General features: G+C 61.5%; 12 protein-coding genes. 6 read left to right on the top strand and 6 right to left on the bottom strand.

The annotated features are described in order from the left end of the window. Positions 1-76 precede the first annotated feature (76 nt). From LQE90_RS00135 to LQE90_RS00120, 4 genes are all read right to left on the bottom strand, one after another. Positions 77-1,606, bottom strand: coding sequence for a 2-isopropylmalate synthase (locus LQE90_RS00135; protein WP_216528444.1), 1,530 nt, complete (start codon positions 1,604-1,606; stop codon positions 77-79). A gap of 213 nt (positions 1,607-1,819) precedes the next feature. After that, on the bottom strand, positions 1,820-3,400 hold the full coding sequence (gene serA, locus LQE90_RS00130; RefSeq protein ID WP_216528443.1) for a phosphoglycerate dehydrogenase: 1,581 nt from the start codon (positions 3,398-3,400) through the stop codon (positions 1,820-1,822). Positions 3,401-3,606: 206 nt separating this feature from the next. Beyond that, complete coding sequence (locus LQE90_RS00125) at positions 3,607-4,047, bottom strand: hypothetical protein (protein ID WP_216528442.1); 441 nt, start codon at positions 4,045-4,047, stop codon at positions 3,607-3,609. Positions 4,048-4,123: 76 nt separating this feature from the next. Beyond that, the gene (locus LQE90_RS00120; protein WP_216528441.1) at positions 4,124-5,932 is read right to left on the bottom strand and encodes an InlB B-repeat-containing protein; all 1,809 of its coding nucleotides are present in this window, start codon (positions 5,930-5,932) and stop codon (positions 4,124-4,126) included. Positions 5,933-6,031: 99 nt separating this feature from the next. Here LQE90_RS00120 and LQE90_RS00115 point away from each other — a divergent pair, with 99 nt between their 5' ends. The 3 genes from LQE90_RS00115 (at position 6,032) to LQE90_RS00105 (ending at position 8,536) form a co-directional block, all read left to right on the top strand. After that, on the top strand, positions 6,032-6,844 hold the full coding sequence (locus LQE90_RS00115; protein ID WP_216528440.1) for a LytR/AlgR family response regulator transcription factor: 813 nt from the start codon (positions 6,032-6,034) through the stop codon (positions 6,842-6,844). Between the two features lie 4 nt (positions 6,845-6,848). Next, the gene (locus LQE90_RS00110) at positions 6,849-8,144 is read left to right on the top strand and encodes a sensor histidine kinase (RefSeq protein WP_216528439.1); all 1,296 of its coding nucleotides are present in this window, start codon (positions 6,849-6,851) and stop codon (positions 8,142-8,144) included. A gap of 143 nt (positions 8,145-8,287) precedes the next feature. Next, positions 8,288-8,536, top strand: a complete 249-nt coding sequence (locus tag LQE90_RS00105) for a hypothetical protein (protein ID WP_216528438.1) — start codon at positions 8,288-8,290, stop codon at positions 8,534-8,536. An 11-nt stretch (positions 8,537-8,547) separates the two neighbouring features. Here LQE90_RS00105 and LQE90_RS00100 read toward each other — a convergent pair whose 3' ends face one another. Further along, positions 8,548-8,889 (bottom strand): arsenate reductase family protein, encoded by a 342-nt coding sequence (locus tag LQE90_RS00100; RefSeq protein ID WP_216528437.1) that lies wholly within the window; start codon positions 8,887-8,889, stop codon positions 8,548-8,550. A 5-nt stretch (positions 8,890-8,894) separates the two neighbouring features. Continuing rightward, the gene (locus LQE90_RS00095; RefSeq protein WP_216528436.1) at positions 8,895-10,850 is read right to left on the bottom strand and encodes a fructose-1,6-bisphosphatase; all 1,956 of its coding nucleotides are present in this window, start codon (positions 10,848-10,850) and stop codon (positions 8,895-8,897) included. A gap of 246 nt (positions 10,851-11,096) precedes the next feature. Here LQE90_RS00095 and LQE90_RS00090 point away from each other — a divergent pair, with 246 nt between their 5' ends. From LQE90_RS00090 to LQE90_RS00080, 3 genes are read left to right on the top strand one after another with little or no spacing between them, the layout of a single operon-like run. After that, the gene (locus LQE90_RS00090) at positions 11,097-11,471 is read left to right on the top strand and encodes an Hpt domain-containing protein (RefSeq protein WP_216528435.1); all 375 of its coding nucleotides are present in this window, start codon (positions 11,097-11,099) and stop codon (positions 11,469-11,471) included. Beyond that, positions 11,468-13,558 (top strand): diguanylate cyclase, encoded by a 2,091-nt coding sequence (locus LQE90_RS00085; protein ID WP_216528434.1) that lies wholly within the window; start codon positions 11,468-11,470, stop codon positions 13,556-13,558. Before LQE90_RS00090 ends, LQE90_RS00085 begins: the two co-directional genes overlap by 4 nt. Further along, entirely contained in the window at positions 13,555-15,687 is a 2,133-nt protein-coding gene (locus LQE90_RS00080; RefSeq protein WP_216528433.1) for an ATP-binding response regulator, read from the top strand. The genes LQE90_RS00085 and LQE90_RS00080 overlap by 4 nt, the downstream gene beginning before the upstream one ends. Positions 15,688-15,700: the final 13 nt, after the last annotated feature.

The raw sequence follows: 15,700 nt of genomic DNA, 5'->3' as shown, positions 1-15,700 counted from the left end.
CGACGAGGGGTGCGCCAACCTTCGTCAGCGCACCCCTCGTCGGTCCTTGCCAGCAGCTTGCACGCAGCCGAAACGCTTACGCGCGCTGCTGCTTGTCCAAAAGCAGTCGGTTCAAGGCGTTCAGGTACGCCTTCGCCGACGAGACGATGATGTCGCCGTCCGCCCCGCGACCGGTATAGGCGTCCCCGCCCTCGGCCGTCACGCGCACGGTCACCTCGCCCAAGGCGTCGATGCCGCGCGTGACGGAGGTCACCGTGAACTCGGTCAGGTCGTTGCCCACCTGCACGATCTTGTCCACAGCCTTGAACGCGGCGTCGATGGGGCCGGTTCCGTACTCGCACACCGTGCGAACCTCGCCCTCGGCATCGCGCAGCGTGAGCGTTGCGGTCGGGGTGAGCGGGAAACCGCAGCTGATCTGGATGGCTTCGAGCGTGTACAGCGCGCGCTCGTTGCGATCGCGCTCGTTGATCAGGCTTTCCAGGTCTTCGTCGTAGACTTCCTTCTTCTTGTCGGCCAGGTTAAGGAACGCCTCGTACACCTGATCGAGCGCCTCGCCCTCGAAGTCGTAGCCCAGTTCCTCCAGGCGATGCTTGAGCGCCGCATGGCCCGAACGCGCCGTCAGCACGATCTGGCTCTGGCCCGCGCCCACGTCCACCGGATCGATGATCTCGTAGGTGTCACGCTTCTTCAGCACGCCGTCTTGGTGAATGCCCGAGGAGTGCGCGAACGCGTTCGCGCCCACGATAGCCTTGTTGGCCTGCACGTTCATGCCGGTGATGGACGACACCAAGCGGCTGGCCTTCACGAATTCGCGCGTGTTCACGTCGGTGTGCGCGTCCAGCTCTTCTTCGTGCATCCTGATGGCCATGACCACTTCCTCCATGGCCGTGTTGCCCGCACGCTCCCCCAGGCCGTTGATGGTGCACTCGACCTGGCGGGCGCCGTTTCTCACGCCGGCCATGGCAAGCGCCGTGGCCATGCCCAGATCGTTGTGGCAATGCACGGCGATCTTCACGTTCTCGATGCCGTTCACGCCGTCGACCAGGTACTTGATGCGCTGTCCGAACTCTTCGGGCAGCGAATAGCCCGTCGTGTCGGGGATGTTCACCACAGTGGCGCCCGCGCTCACGACGGCCTGTATCACGCGCACCAGGAAATCGTAGTCGGAACGGCCCGCGTCCTCGGCGTAGAACTGCACGTCCTCAACGTACTTTTTCGCGTACTTCACGCACTTGACCGCGCGCTCGATGCACTCTTCTTCGGTGATGCGCAGCTTGTCGCGCAAATGGCTCGGGCTCACGCCGATGCCCGTGTGAATGCGCGGGCGCTTGGCGTAGCGAAGCGCGTCGGCCGCCGAGTCGATGTCCTTCTCGACCGCGCGCGTCAAACCGCACACGACGGCCTGATCGCCCGCCAGCTCGGCGATGCGGCGGACGCTCTCGAAATCGCCCGGGCTCGAAATGGGGAAACCCGCCTCGATGACGTCGACGTTCAGACGTAGCAGCTGACGCGCGACCACCAGTTTCTCCTCGGTGTTCATGGATGCGCCCGGCGATTGCTCGCCGTCGCGCAGCGTGGTGTCGAAGATATCGATCTTGCGCGTCATGTGCTCATTCCTTCCCGTCATACGCCTGCCGCCCGCTTCGCCGAAAGGCGCCGCGGGCGGCAGGCTGCTCAAATTGGTTTGATAATCATAGCTAATTAAGCCAACCGATTCAATTGGGATTCTTCGAGCTCCGGTCAATTCCGGGAAACCGACCGTAAAGGGAGGCGAGCGGCGCTTCTCTGAAGCACCACTGCAACTTCCCCCCCCCCGATCTTACAGCTTGATGCACCAGAGGTTCTTGAGGTCGGCCAAGCCCGCGCGCAGCTTCGCCAGCACGTCCTCGTCGACCGAACCCTCCACGTTCATGTACGCAAGCGCGCAGCGCTCCTCCGACTTCGTGCCGATCTGCATCGTGGTGATGTTGATGCCCGCTTCGCCCAAGATGGTTCCGATGGTGCCCACGCGACCCGGCGCGTCTTCGTACTCGAACACGAGCGACTGCGACGCCGGGGCGATGTCCATCTTGTACCCCAAAAGCGACACCAGGCGCGCCGCCTGCGCCTCGCCGGCCAGCGTGCACGCAACCTCGGTGCCGTCGGCCACGATGGACACCGTGGAAGCGTACCCGGCGGCGTCAGCGTTCGACAGCGTATCGATGCGAATGCCGTGGCGCTTCGCTACGGCCTCGGCGTTCACCGGGGTGACCGTTGCCGTGTTCTGGTAGGACAGCAGCCCCTTGAGCATGCCGGCAACCAGAATGGACAGGTCGGCGTTCGCCAGCGCGCCCGCCGCCGTCAGCTTCAAGAACTGCGGAACCTCGCCGTGGATCTGGGACAACATGCTGCCCATCATCTGGCAGGCGGGAACGTAGGGTCCCACCGTGTCCATGACCTCGGGCGGCACGGGAGCCATGTTGAGCGCCGTGGGAACGATGGACCCCTCCAGGCCGGCCGCCACGTACTCGGCCGTCTGCACGCCCGCTCGCAACTGAGCCTCGAGCGTGCTCGCACCCAGATGCGGCGTGAGGATGGCGTTCTCGAACTCGTGCAGCGGGCTCTCGCGGCACGGCTCCGTTTCGTACACGTCAAGCCCCACCGCGCCGATTTTGCCCGCCGCCAGGAAATCGGCCAGCGAATCGACGTTGAAGATGCCGCCGCGCGCAGCGTTGACCAAGATGACGCCGTCTTTCATGGCGGCGTACTGCTCCGGCCCGAACATGCCGATGGTCTCTTTGGTCTTGGGCAGGTGAACCGTAATGAAATCGGCTAGCGGGACAATGGCGTTCACGTCGTCGTACAACGTCACGCCCAGCTGCTCGGCACGCTCCGGGCTGCAGTACGGATCGTACCCGATCAGCTTCATGCCGAACGCGCGGGCTCGCTCGGCGACCAAGCCGCCGATGCGGCCCAGGCCGAAGATGGCCAGCGTCTTCTCGTACAGCTCGACGCCCGTGAACTTGGCGCGCTCCCACACGCCCGCATGCATGGACGCGTTCGCAGGCGCGATGTTGCGCGCGCATGCCAACATGAGGGCCATGGTGTGCTCGGCGGCCGACACGATGTTCGACGTCGGCGCGTTGCATACGATGACGCCGCGCTCGGTTGCGGCCTCCACGTCGACGTTGTCCACGCCTACGCCCGCGCGCCCGATGATGCGCAGCTTGCCGCCAGCCTCGATCACCTCGCGCGTGACCTTCGTGGCCGACCGCACGATGAGCCCGTCGTACTCGGGAATGGCCGCAAGCAGCTCTTCGGGCGTCATTTTCAGCTTGACGTCGACCTCGATGCCCTTGTCGCGCAGCACCGCAAGGCCGGCTTCGGCCAGCTTCTCGGAAACCAGCACCTTCTTCGTCATAACGAACCCACCTTTTGATTCATGTAACAGTGTCGGAATGAAGATGCCCCGACCAGGCGCACATGCCTCGGCCGAACGGGCGGAACCATCATACGAAAAAACCGCCCGCGCGAAAGCACGAGCGGCGAAATAACCGATGAAATGCGAACTGCGGGGCTTATGCGGCCGCACGAACCGCATACGACCCCGCAGTTGAAAGTGATTTTCTACCAGCGCATTTCCTGATGCTTGATGTTGTTCGCAAGTATCACGCACGTAATAGGCAGAACCAAAGACACAACCGCGTTTACGATAGACGAAGCGTCCGCGCCGCCGAGAAACGTGCCTACCAGGTTGAGCGCGCCGAACACCACGCCCAGAACTGCCAAAACGAAAAACGCGCCGATCTTGCTGGGGTTGTTCGCCCCGCGCAACCCGAAAATACCGATGATCAGGTTGAAAGCGGACGACAAAAGCAAGCCGAACCCAACGATCATAGTCAATCCACCCGCAACGGCGGCATCGTCGTTTGCCGTATCGATACCCGATACGCCCAAAGCACCGCCTCCGGCCAGCAGCAACGCCCCCGATACAACCCCCAGGACGCCCAGCACAATCATGATGATCGAAATAACCTTGAGAACCTTCTGAGACCCGCTCTTTTCCATGTCATCCTCCATTTTCTTGGAAAGGACCCAAACAAGGCAACGCTTGCTGCCAGCAGATCCCTCGCTTCCTTCTTCGTTATTCGCTGCGCTTGCGTACACCAACCGCGCCCAGCGCAACGGCGCCGAACGCAACGCACGCGATCAAGGCCATAGCTATCATGTTCGACGTATCTCCCGTTTTAACCAACGTCTTAGGCTGAGCCTCAGCCGCCGACACGATCTTGCCGTCCTGCACGTCCTTTGGCACCGTCAAGGCGAAAGATGAAAGCTCGCCCACGCTGACCAGCACCTTCCCGTTCGCGCATTCGGCCGTCATCGTCTCCAAGGTCCCATCCGCCTTCAGATGGCGAACCGTGACCGTTTCCCCATCGTGCTTCCTATCCAAAGGGAACGACAGCCGCAACGCGCCCTCGTACGAGCCGCCCGTCAAGCGCACCTCGTACGCGGAAAGCACGTCGTGCCCCTCACGGCCGGCCTGCGCCAAAACCGCCTGGTACGCAGCGCCCGAGGACAAGGGCGCCACTTCGAGCACAGCGCCCTCGGTCAGCTTCCCACTCACCTGGACCAAGCTCTTTTCGTCCACGATGGTGCGGTCGACGTACACCGGCGCCAAAGCCGTCCACTTCGCGTACAACGTGGTATCGCAGGCAACCGTATCGCTTTCGAAATCCCACGGAACCGTCAATGCGGAATCCTTGCACCATCCGCCGAACGTCGCGCCGCTCTTTACCGGGTCGACCGGTTTGGCGACCTTCGATCCGGCCTTAACCGTTTGGGGTTCCACGGCGCTGCCGCCAGCAACGTCGAACGAAACGGTGCACACGGCCTCGGACGCAATATGAGTGGGAATCGGGTTCTTCTCGCCCATCAGCACAGGCAGGTTCCCAGAGGAAAACGTCCAAGCGCCCAGAGGAGCCGCCATGAACCCGAGTCCGTTTTGACGCTGCCACCACGATGCGTCGACGATGTCCGTTGCGGATGCATCCGCGCCGTCCTTCGTCTCGGCACCCTTCTCAGGCGCGATATCAGACGACCCAATGCCAACGCTCATGCCCGCAAACCCATAATTATTCGAAGCTGTAAATACGTTTTCATTTACAGCGTTGCCCCAGACGCGACCTGCCGACGAGGCACCGCTCGTCGCAATAACGGACGAACCGAGCGCGGCGCAATTCTTGATGGTATTCTCGCCCTGGTAGTTGTCCACGTTGCCCACGATGCCGCCGACCACCTCTTTCCCCTGCACCATGCCCGTGCTATAGGAATACGAGATATTGACACCCGTGCGCACGAAGCCCGCAATGCCGCCAATAGAGCTTGCCGATCCGGTCACGGAAGCCGTGCTGTAGCAATTCTCGATAAGCGCGCGGCCGGTAGCAGCGCCGACCAACCCGCCCACGGAGTCATTGCCGCTGACCGCACCCGAAACGAAGCAACGCGAAACGACGCCTCCCCGCAACTCCGACGCCAAAGCTCCAGCGTAGTTCCCCCCGGTCACAGCAACGTCCGCCAACCCCAGATTCACGATACGGCCCTTCACCATGCCGAACAACGACGCCTGCGAAGCGCCGCCGTTGACAACCAAGCCGGAGATCGTCCTCCCGCCTCCATCGAAGGTGCCGGAATACGTCCCGCAAGGAGCATCCCAAGCCTCAGCGAGATCGATGTTCGCCGTCAACTTGAAACTCGCGTTCGAGAGGGTGCCATCGTTCAGTCCGGCTCCCATCGCGCACAACTGGGCCTCGTTCTCGATCAGGTACGGATCGTCCTCCAACCCGGTGCCGCCGCCAAACGACGCAGCAGGTTCCGCCGCAAACGCCGTCACCGGCATCAAAGCAAGCAGCAGGATCGTCCCCGCAAACGCGCTCGCCCATCGCTTACCCATCGGCTTTCCTTTCGTTTAATTTCATGCATTTTGAAGGCGATCATGTCATATAATTCGATACGCAAACCGTTTTCTGCACAAACGGTAAGGTTTCCAAACATGAACGGATCAAGAAAACACGGTGACGTTTCCAGTTGCGTTCAACGACGATGCCCCAAGGAACTCGACACCGGCCAGAAAGGCAACACCGTGCGCATCGCACTCTGCGAAGACAACCCCAAAGACCTGGCGGTGCTCGCGAATTTGCTCGACAGATACCGTCGGGAAACGAAAGCCAGCCTCTCCCTCTCCGCTTACACCAGCGGCGTTGCATTATTCGACGACATGCGCAAAGAGGTTTTCGATTTGCTGCTGCTCGACGTCATGATGCCTTTCGTCGACGGCATGCAGATCGCTCGGGAAATTCGAGAGTTCGACGAAAACGTCAAGATTGCGTTTCTCACCTCGTCACCCGAATTCGCCGTTCAAAGCTACGAGGTTGACGCGTTCCATTACCTTCTGAAACCCGTAAGCTACGACAAGCTGTTCCCCATGCTCGACAAGCTGCGGCTGCGCATCGAAGAGCACGGCACGGGACTGGCCGTCAGGCTCAAGGGCGGAGCCGCCAGCATCCTGTTCGCGCGCATAGCCTATGTCGAAGTGCTCAATCGAACCGTGCGCTTTCACCTGACCGACAAGAGCGTGCGAGAAGTTGCCGGATCGCTGTCGGACTTCGAGCCGCAGCTTCTTAGCCGACCCGAATTCATCCGAGTCCACCGGGCGTTCATCGTCAATCTCGATCAGGTCCAAGAGCTTGAAAAGCTAAGCCTTCGCACGTTCTCGGACGAGTCGGTCCCCGTATCGCGCAGACTGTTCGGCGAGGTCAAAGCCGCCTACTTGAAGCGGTTGTTCGTGCAAGCCGGAATGGCGTAACGGCATGTCGCTCGTACCCGTATTCATCCTGCCCGTCTACGCCGTTGCCCTCATGTGGATATTGCTCGACGTGCAGCCCGCCAAGATCCCGCCGCAGCGCAAGAAGATCGCGATCGCATTCGCCCTCGGCACGATCATCGTCAACGTCGCCGTGTTCCTGCTGTTCGGGCGCACCGCCTACGCGCGCGCCTACGCCCTGATCATGCACGTCCCGATTCTTATCGCGTTCTCGATCGTCTCCCCGTATCGCGGCTGGAAAGTGGTGTTCGCGTTTCTCACCGCATTCGTGTCCTGCGCCGTCCCCGTTATCGCGGATTCGGTCGCGCGCTTATTCGGGGAAACCGGGCCCTGGACCGAGTTGGCCATCTTTGCCACAACATGCTCGCTGATGCTTCTTGTGGCCGCAAAGGGATTCCGCAACCTGCTCGCCTACGCGCTCAAGCACGGCGAACCCGGCGATTTTGCGCGCTTCTCCCTGATCCCGCTGACGTACGAACTGTACGCGTTCTCAACGCAGGGTGGCTTCTCCATCACGGACCTGCCCGCCGGGCTGAACGCGCACCTCATGCCCCTTGTGCTTACGGTACTGTCGTATTACCTGGTCTTTCGCGTATTCAAAAACACGCGCGAAAAACAGCTGCTCCTACAAGAGCAGCAAGCCGCCGTAGCACAGCTCGACCAGGCTAAGCTCGAGCTCAGCCGCTTACGCGAGACAACCGCGCAAACGGCAGCCTACCGCCACGATATGCGCCACCACCTTGCGCTTATCGGCAACTTGCTTGTTGAAGGCAACGCCGAAAAGCTCAAGGAGTATCTGGCGGAAATCGAAGCCGACCTTGACGACATCACTCCGCAGCGGTTCTGCAACGACGAAACGACGAACCTGATCCTGTCCTCGTTTTCCGCAAAGGCGCACCACCTTGGCGCATCGATGCAGGTAACGGCAAGCCTTTCCCGACACGCGCCGCTCAGCGACACGGAATGGTGCGCCCTGCTGTCGAATCTGCTGGAAAACGCCCTGATCGCGGTTTCGAACGTGCACGACGGTCGAAACCGCGAGGTTCGCCTGACAATTACGAGCACCGACGACCGCACGTTGCTGATTCTTGTAGAAAACCCCTGCTGCAAGGCTGTGACCATGGAAAACGACAAGCCGATAACGTCCGAACAAGGACACGGCCTCGGCATCAAAAGCGTGGACGGCATCGTAGGGAAGCATGGGGGCATGTCCCTGTACGAAACCGTCGGCGGCACGTTCGTCGCCCGCATCGCCATTCCCCTGGAGCAGCAGCCCGCATAGCGTCCCCGCGCGCACGGGACGCTCTTGCATCTCCTAAAAGTTAGTATAAACTAACTTTCAAACAAGCAACGTGAGCAGAAGGTGCGGGCCGCAGGGCGCTTCCACCCTACCCCATCTTCTCCAACGAGCATCGGAGCAGCGCCATGAAGGCCAAGGCATATTACGCGGTCCAAGACAGTCACGAAATGGGCATGGGGCAAAAGTTCGTGAAAACGTCGCCGGTACTGCACGAATTCAAAAGCGAGAAAGCGCGCGACGCCTGGGTGGAGCGGGCGACCGACCGTCGTCGCAAAGTGAACGCGAAAGAGAAAGAGGCCCTGCAGGCGCAGTCGCCCTTGCGAACCACGTCCCCGGTGCGCCACGCAACGCTCCCGAAGAAAAGCTGGGAATAGCAGCGTCGCGCCTATTCCCAGCTTCCCCACACGTCCGGAGCGTAGCCCACCGTGGCCTGCTTCCCGTTGCGCACCACCGGCTCCGCCACAACGTGCTGGTTCTCCAAAACCTTGTCGAACTTCTGGTAGGGGCTCAAATACGCCAGCAGCGCCACCAGATCGGCATCCTTCGCCTTCGGGTCCACCAGCTTGTCGATCCCGCCCACGGCGCGGCAGACCGACTCCAGCTCCCCTTTGCTCATGCCCTTTTCCTTCAAGTCGATGAACTGGAACTTCACGCGGCGTTCCTTGAAGTAGCGCTGGGCCTTCTTCGTATCGAAGCTCTTTTTCGTGCCGAATACCTGGATGTTCATGCTTCCTACTTCCCGCTCTCGGCGATCTCGCCGCAACGATACGCCGCCAACAGCAGCTCCAAGTCGGCGATCTGTTGCTTCAGCACCGCACCGGTGTCGGTGTCCGCCACCAAGGTGCGCTTCTCCACGCGCTCGACCACGCGGCGCGATGAATGAATGTCCAGCTCGTTCATCACGGCAGCGCGCATCGACTCAAGAGGCTCGTGCGCAGCCAGCACGAAGCCGTAGGAATTCGAGATCAACGTGTAGCCCGCGATGCCGGTGGTGGGCTGGTACGCCTTCGAGAAGCCGCCGTCGATGGTCAGCACGCGCCCGTTGCACTTCACCGGATCCTCGCCGTCCTTCACCTTGACCGGCACGTGCCCGCACACGATGCGCGAGGCGTCGGGGTCCAGCCCGAAGTCCTCGAAGATGCCCGCCAGCACGGCCTCGTCGTCCAGGTATGAGTAGAACGCGTTCTTAACCTCCTTGCGCGCGGCCTTGTCCGCGATCAGGTACAGCTCGAACGTGGCCATCTTGCTCTTCGCGAACAACGGCGACCCCTCGCCCAGCCACAGGTACCACATGAGGTCGCGCCCGCGCTTGCGCATGTCCGGATCGGGATCGAAGAAGCCCGCGCGCACCCAGCGCTCCATGGCGTCGTACAACGCCCGGCCCTTGTACGTGCGCCCGAACACGTCCACTTCCTTCAACGACCCGTCGGCGTTCAGGGGAACGCACGCGTGGAACAGCAAGCTGCCGTTGTACACCTTGTACAAGCTACCCGCCTCAAGGAAGAAGCGCATGTGGCGCTGCAGCTTCTCGCACCCGGCGAACGCCTGCTCAAGGCGCTGCACAACGTCCTCTTCCTCGGGAGTCAGGCGGTAGGGATCGGCCGGGTCCACCGTGGGAAACACGGTGTCGGTCAGCTCGTACTCCACGCCGTCGAGCATCACGGTGCCGCGTTCGTAGTCGATTTTGTCGAGCAGCTTGCGATCCTCCAGACCGAAGTCCGGGTTCTCGTCGATCAGCTTTCCCTCCACCTTGAACTGGATGATGGCCATCGCTTTTTGGATTTTGACGTTCATTTCCAACTCTTGGGGCGAAAGGTCGGGGTTTCCCTTGAGCCCGAACGCGATGCAGGGATCGTCGCGATACGCGTCGAGCGCGAACGACGCAAGGGGCAGTATGTTGATGCCGTAGGCGTCCTCGAGGATCGACAGGTTGCCGTAGCGCGCGCAGTTGCGCACCACGTGCGCGATGCAGCCCCGCTGCCCCAGCGCCGCGCCCATCCACACGATATCGTGGTTGCCCCACTGGATGTCGAGCGAATGGTATTCCATAAGGGTATCCATGATGATATGGGGATACGGACCGCGATCGTAGATGTCGCCGACGATGTGCAGATGATCGATGGCAAGCCGCTGGATGAGCTGGCACAGCGCCTCGATGAGCGCGCCGCCGCGATCCGTGCGGATGACGGCGTCGATGATGGCGGCGTAGTACGCCTGCTTGTCCACCCCGTGGCGGTTCTCCGTCATCAGCTCTTCGATGATGTAGGCGAAATCCTTCGGCAGCGCCTTGCGCACCCTCGAGCGCGTGTACTTGCGCGCCGCACGCTTGCACACGGCCACCAGCCGCGGCACCATGACGCCGTACCATGCCTCGGGGTCGTCCACCTGGGACAAGACCAGCTCCATCTTCTCGCGCGGGTAGTAGATGAGCGTCGCGAGGGAGCGCTTCTCCTCCTTGCTCAGCTCGTCGCCGAACACGTCGTCGATCTTGAGACGGATGGAGCCGGATCCGTTGCGCAGGATGTGCGAGAACGCCTCGTACTCGCCGTGGATGTCGGATGCGAAAAACTCAGTGCCCTTCGGAAGGTTCAGGATGGCGCTGAGGTTGATGATCTCGGCCGAAGCCTTGGCGGCTGTGGGAAACGATCGGGAGAGAAGTTCCAGGTAGCGCTTTTCCGTCACATCCATAGCTGATCTCCTTGAGAGGTACGGCAACACGTTAACCGCTCTATAGTATCAGCAATTCGCCGCAACGGGCTGGCCAGCGGGCAAGCGGCGCGATAACTCGACGGGGCTGCACTTCCCCGCAGCGCGGCGGCGCGTGTTTTCCGTCCACGGCGATTCCGTCCAAATTGTGCCCGTTGCGCCGATCGTTTTACGGTAAAGTAATCTTTGCTTTTACGTAATCAATCGACACGAGAGCAGACGAGCGCGATGACGGTGCAACGCTTTTACGCGCTATTGGGCGCGGATTACGCCGAGGCCATCCGAAGGATCGGCAACGATGACCGCATACGGAAGTATCTGGGCATACTGCAACGCGACGATTCCATGGACGTTCTTCAGCGCGCGCTTTCGGAAAACGACGCCGATACGGCCTTTCGCGCTGCCCACACCATCAAGGGATCGGCGCTCAACCTGGGGCTTACCCGCCTGACCGACTGCTCGTCAAGGCTCACCGAGGCCCTGCGCCCGAAAACGATAGACGGCGCCGTTGCGCCCTTGGCCGAAGAGACGGCGCGGGCGTACCGGGAGACGATGGCCCGCATCGGCGATCTGCCTGCCCAGCCGGAAACGGAACGGCCATGAAAGAGCGCAGCCTGATCCTTATCGTGGACGACTCCGAGCTGAACCGCTCCATGCTGGCCGACATCCTCTGCGACGAATACGAAATACTCGAAGCGCGCAACGGCCGCGAGGCCATCGCGCTGTTCCAAGAGCACGAGCACGAAATATCCCTCGTGCTGCTTGACATCGTGATGCCGGAAATGGACGGCTTCGAAGCGCTGGCCGTCATGGGCAAAAGAAGGTGGCTCGAGCACGTCCCGGTCATCATCATCTCCGCGGAAAGCGCATCCACCTACATCGACAGCGCCTACGACCTGGGCGCAACCGAGTACATCAGCCGGCCCTTCGACCCCAAGGCGGTCCAACGGCGCGTGGACAACACCGTTTTGCTGTACTCCAAGCAAAAGATGCTCGAGAACATGGTCACCGAGCAGATGCTCGAAAAAGAGAAGGGCAACCTGATCATGGTCGACCTTCTCAGCCATATCGTGGAATTCCGAAACGGCGAAAGCGGCATGCACGTGCTCAACATCCGCTCCATCACGAAAATGCTGCTCGAGCAGCTCTGCCGCATTTCGGATCAGCACGCGCGCATACAGCCCAAGATCCCGCTCATCGCCAACGCTTCGGCGCTGCACGACATCGGCAAGATCTCCGTCGACGAGAAGATCCTCAACAAGCCCGGAAAGCTGACGGAGGAAGAATGGGCCGTGATGAAGACCCACGGCGTTGCCGGGGCGAACATATTGGAAAGCACGCGCTACTACCCGGACGAAGAACTGGTCCGGGTGGCGCGCGACATCTGCCGCTGGCACCACGAGCGCTACGACGGCAAGGGCTATCCCGACGGCCTCGCGGGCGACGAGATTCCCATCGAGGCGCAGGTGGTGGCGCTCGCTGACGTGTACGACGCCTTGACGCACAAGCGCGTCTACAAAGACGCCATCTCGCACGACGAAACCATGCGCATGATCTTCAACGGCGAATGCGGCGCGTTCAACCCGTTGCTGCTGCAATGCCTGGCCGACATCGGCCCGCAGCTGAAACGAGAGCTGAAGCTCAAGTCGCTGGGGAACGTCTCCAAAGAGGAGATGCTCGACATCACGCGCGCCATGGTGCAAACCGCCAACGTATCCAGCCGCACGCTGGCGCTGCTCGAGCAGGAGCGCATCAAGTACCAGTTCTTCGCCGACCTGTCCCGCGAAATCCAGTTCGAATACGCCGCGCACACCGACGTCCTGACGCTTTCCGAATGGGGCGCGTCGCAGCTTGGCCTTCCCAGCATCATCGAGAACCCGCTTGAAAACAGCAAGCTGCTCCAGGTCGTCGCGCAAGAAAACCTAGAGCAGCTGCGCAACCTGATCGTCTCGGCTTCGCCGGAAAGCCCCAACGTGAGCGCCCATTACCTGCTGCACACAGACAGCGGGCAGCGGTGGCACAAGCTGCTGGCCCGTCCCCTTTGGCTGGGAAACGATGCCGAGGTATTAACGGGATTCATCGGAAAATGCGTGGACGTCCACGAAGAGCGGATGAACCTGGATCGGCTCATCTGGCAAGCAAGCACCGACGCGCTCACCGGCCTGCTCCACCGCAAGGCCGCCAAAAGCGCCGTGCAGAACGCGCTCGACGAAGCGGCTTCGCGGAAAAACTTCGTGCTCATGCTGTTCGACCTGGACTTCTTCAAAAGCGCGAACGACCGCTACGGGCATCTGTTCGGCGACGACCTTTTGCAGGAGACGGCGCGGCGCGTGCTGAGCGCCGTGCGCGATGCGGGCATCACCGCCCGCATCGGCGGCGACGAGTTCCTGGTGTTCGTCGAGGCCTCCGACCCTGCGGCGGCCGTCGATCGAATCTTCAGCTCGCTTGGGAACCCGTACCGAGGCCATCCCATGACCGTCAGCATGGGAGCCGCTCGCGCGCCGCAGAACGGCACGCGGTTCGAAGACTTGTTCTATTGCGCCGACCAGGCATTGTACGCAGCGAAGCAGCAGGGCCGCAACCGCTACCGCTTTTACGACGAGTCCATGTCCGCAATGCTGTCCGTGCTTTCGGAAATACCCGGTTCGGACACCGAGGAGGCGGCGGCCGGACAGGATCGAGCCCGATGAGACGAACGCGAAAACCGCGAACCGCATCCGCTCAGGCACCGGCTTGGCTCAAGGCAGCATCCGCTGCCCTTTTGGCTTTGCTGCTCTGCGCAACCTTTGCTTTCGCGCGCGCCTACACGGACCTCAGCAACTCCATCCATCGGGAGCGCGTCGAATCCGTGCAGCAGATCAGCAGCCTGATATCGAAGAAGCTCAACCTGCTGAAAGAACGCCATGAAGAAGAAACCGCCACGGCCGCACGGTTCCTGTCGCACTCAGGTGCGACTTCGATGGCTCAGGTAGACGAGCTGCTGGACCACTCGGACGAGTTCCACCTGCTGTCGGAGGACGGACGATGCCTTGCCTTGGACGGAAGCGCCATCGTCGTGTCAAGCTCCATGCTGTCCGAGGACATCGGCACTTGGACGGAAGTGCGCTCCGAATTCTGCACGGTCCAGAGCAAGGGCGATTTCTGGGTGTTCGCAGCACCGGTCGAGAACGTTTCCATCGACGGAGTCGAGATCGCGGGCCTTCTGAAGGTGGTCGACTCCCAGCAGTACGCAGACGTTGCCATCCTGCCCGTGTTCAACGGACAGGGCGCCTCGTACGTGGTCGACACGAACGGCGTCATCCTTTTGCGCCCTTCCGAGTCGCAGGCTAACGAACACTTCAAAAGCCACAATTTCCTGCGCATCCTAACCAACGACGGCGTGGACCCCGCCCTGGTGGAGAAACTGCAGAAAGCGCTCCTGAACTGCGAAGAAGAGCAGGTGCTCGTGAAGCTGCAAGACGACACGTGGCTTCTACAGACGTTTCCCGACAACGAAGGCCGCAACATCGTGATGGCCATCCCCGTATCGATAACCGCGCAGGCCACGTTCGCCAGCATGAAAAGCGTCATCGCCTTGGTGGTGCTCATCGTGGCGTCGATCGCGGCGCTTTCGCTGCTGTGGCTCTACCACCTGGTGAGCAAAAGCCAGATGGCGAAGATCGAAAGCGCGCGAGCCAGCCTCAAGAGCGACTTCCTTACCAAGATGTCCCACGATATTCGCACGCCGCTCAACGCCATCGTGGGCTCCAACGAGCTTGCCCTGCGCTCCCTTGACGACCCGGCAACCGCGGCCGGACATCTTGAGCGCTCCAAGAAGTCGGGCGAATACCTCATCGACATCATCAACGACATGTTGGACATGAATCGCCTTGACGGCGGAAAGATGACCCTGGCCCACGAGCCTTTCCTGCTTTCCGATGTGCTGGACTCGGTCATCGCGCTGCAAAGCGGGCCCGCCGAGGAGAAAGGCGTGACGCTGCGCGAGGCGCCGCGCGCGCTTTCGCACACAAGCTTCGTAGGCGATGCGACCAGAATCAAGCAGTGCCTGGTGAACCTGGTATCGAACGCCGTCAAATTCACTCCGGAACACGGAGACGTCGCCCTGTCCTGCGAGGAGGTCTCTCAGGACGGTCCGACCTCGCGCGTGCGGTTCATCGTGCGCGACAGCGGCGCCGGCATGAGCGAAGCGTTCATGAAGCGCTTGTTCGAGCCCTTCGAGCAGGAGCGGTCGTCCCTCACCTCGGCCCAAGTAGGCAGCGGCCTGGGGCTTGCCATCGTGCACAGCTTGGTGGAGCTTATGGGCGGCACCGTCGAGGCAAGCAGTACGCCGGGGAAAGGATCGACGTTCATCATGGACATCCCCTTGGAAAGGGCCGCGACCGTTGTTTCAAGACCCGCGAGCGAGCAATCCCAAGAAAACCTGCGCGCCCTCTGCCGGGGCAAGCGCGTGCTTCTGGCCGAGGACAACGAAATGAACCGAGAGATCATCGTCGATCTGCTCTCGGACTTCAGCGTGGAAGTCGATACCGTTCGCAACGGCGCCGAAGCCGTCGAAGCGGTGACGTCCTCGGCGCCGGGACGCTACGCGCTGGTGCTCATGGACATCCAGATGCCCGTCATGACCGGCCTCGAGGCTGCCTCCGCCATCCGCGCAAGCGAGCACCCCGACGCCGCAACCATTCCCATCGTGGCCCTTTCGGCGGGCGCGTTCGAGGAGGACGTGCAGAACTCGCTTCGCCATGGGATGCAGGATCATTTGGCGAAGCCCCTGAACCTCGAAGACATCGAAAACGCGTTTCGCACGTACCTGAACCGGTAAGGAGAGCACCAGC

This window comes from Paraeggerthella hominis, assembly GCF_021044775.1.
In the GTDB taxonomy this organism is placed as follows: Bacteria; Actinomycetota; Coriobacteriia; order Coriobacteriales; family Eggerthellaceae; genus Paraeggerthella; species Paraeggerthella hominis.
The sequence above is the reverse complement of the archived record's forward strand: the minus strand, read 5'-3'. Positions and strand labels throughout refer to the sequence as shown.

What these genes read in the sequence shown, in the direction of transcription:
- LQE90_RS00110 (WP_216528439.1), top strand. Translation starts at nt 6,849, where the DNA reads ATGTCGCTCGTACCCGTATTCATCCTGCCCGTCTACGCCGTTGCCCTC.
- LQE90_RS00120 (WP_216528441.1), bottom strand. Translation starts at nt 5,932, where the DNA reads ATGGGTAAGCGATGGGCGAGCGCGTTTGCGGGGACGATCCTGCTGCTT.
- LQE90_RS00085 (WP_216528434.1), top strand. Translation starts at nt 11,468, where the DNA reads ATGAAAGAGCGCAGCCTGATCCTTATCGTGGACGACTCCGAGCTGAAC.
- LQE90_RS00125 (WP_216528442.1), bottom strand. Translation starts at nt 4,047, where the DNA reads ATGGAAAAGAGCGGGTCTCAGAAGGTTCTCAAGGTTATTTCGATCATC.
- LQE90_RS00100 (WP_216528437.1), bottom strand. Translation starts at nt 8,889, where the DNA reads ATGAACATCCAGGTATTCGGCACGAAAAAGAGCTTCGATACGAAGAAG.
- serA (WP_216528443.1), bottom strand. Translation starts at nt 3,400, where the DNA reads ATGACGAAGAAGGTGCTGGTTTCCGAGAAGCTGGCCGAAGCCGGCCTT.
- LQE90_RS00135 (WP_216528444.1), bottom strand. Translation starts at nt 1,606, where the DNA reads ATGACGCGCAAGATCGATATCTTCGACACCACGCTGCGCGACGGCGAG.
- LQE90_RS00095 (WP_216528436.1), bottom strand. Translation starts at nt 10,850, where the DNA reads ATGGATGTGACGGAAAAGCGCTACCTGGAACTTCTCTCCCGATCGTTT.
- LQE90_RS00090 (WP_216528435.1), top strand. Translation starts at nt 11,097, where the DNA reads ATGACGGTGCAACGCTTTTACGCGCTATTGGGCGCGGATTACGCCGAG.
- LQE90_RS00080 (WP_216528433.1), top strand. Translation starts at nt 13,555, where the DNA reads ATGAGACGAACGCGAAAACCGCGAACCGCATCCGCTCAGGCACCGGCT.
- LQE90_RS00115 (WP_216528440.1), top strand. Translation starts at nt 6,032, where the DNA reads ATGAACGGATCAAGAAAACACGGTGACGTTTCCAGTTGCGTTCAACGA.
- LQE90_RS00105 (WP_216528438.1), top strand. Translation starts at nt 8,288, where the DNA reads ATGAAGGCCAAGGCATATTACGCGGTCCAAGACAGTCACGAAATGGGC.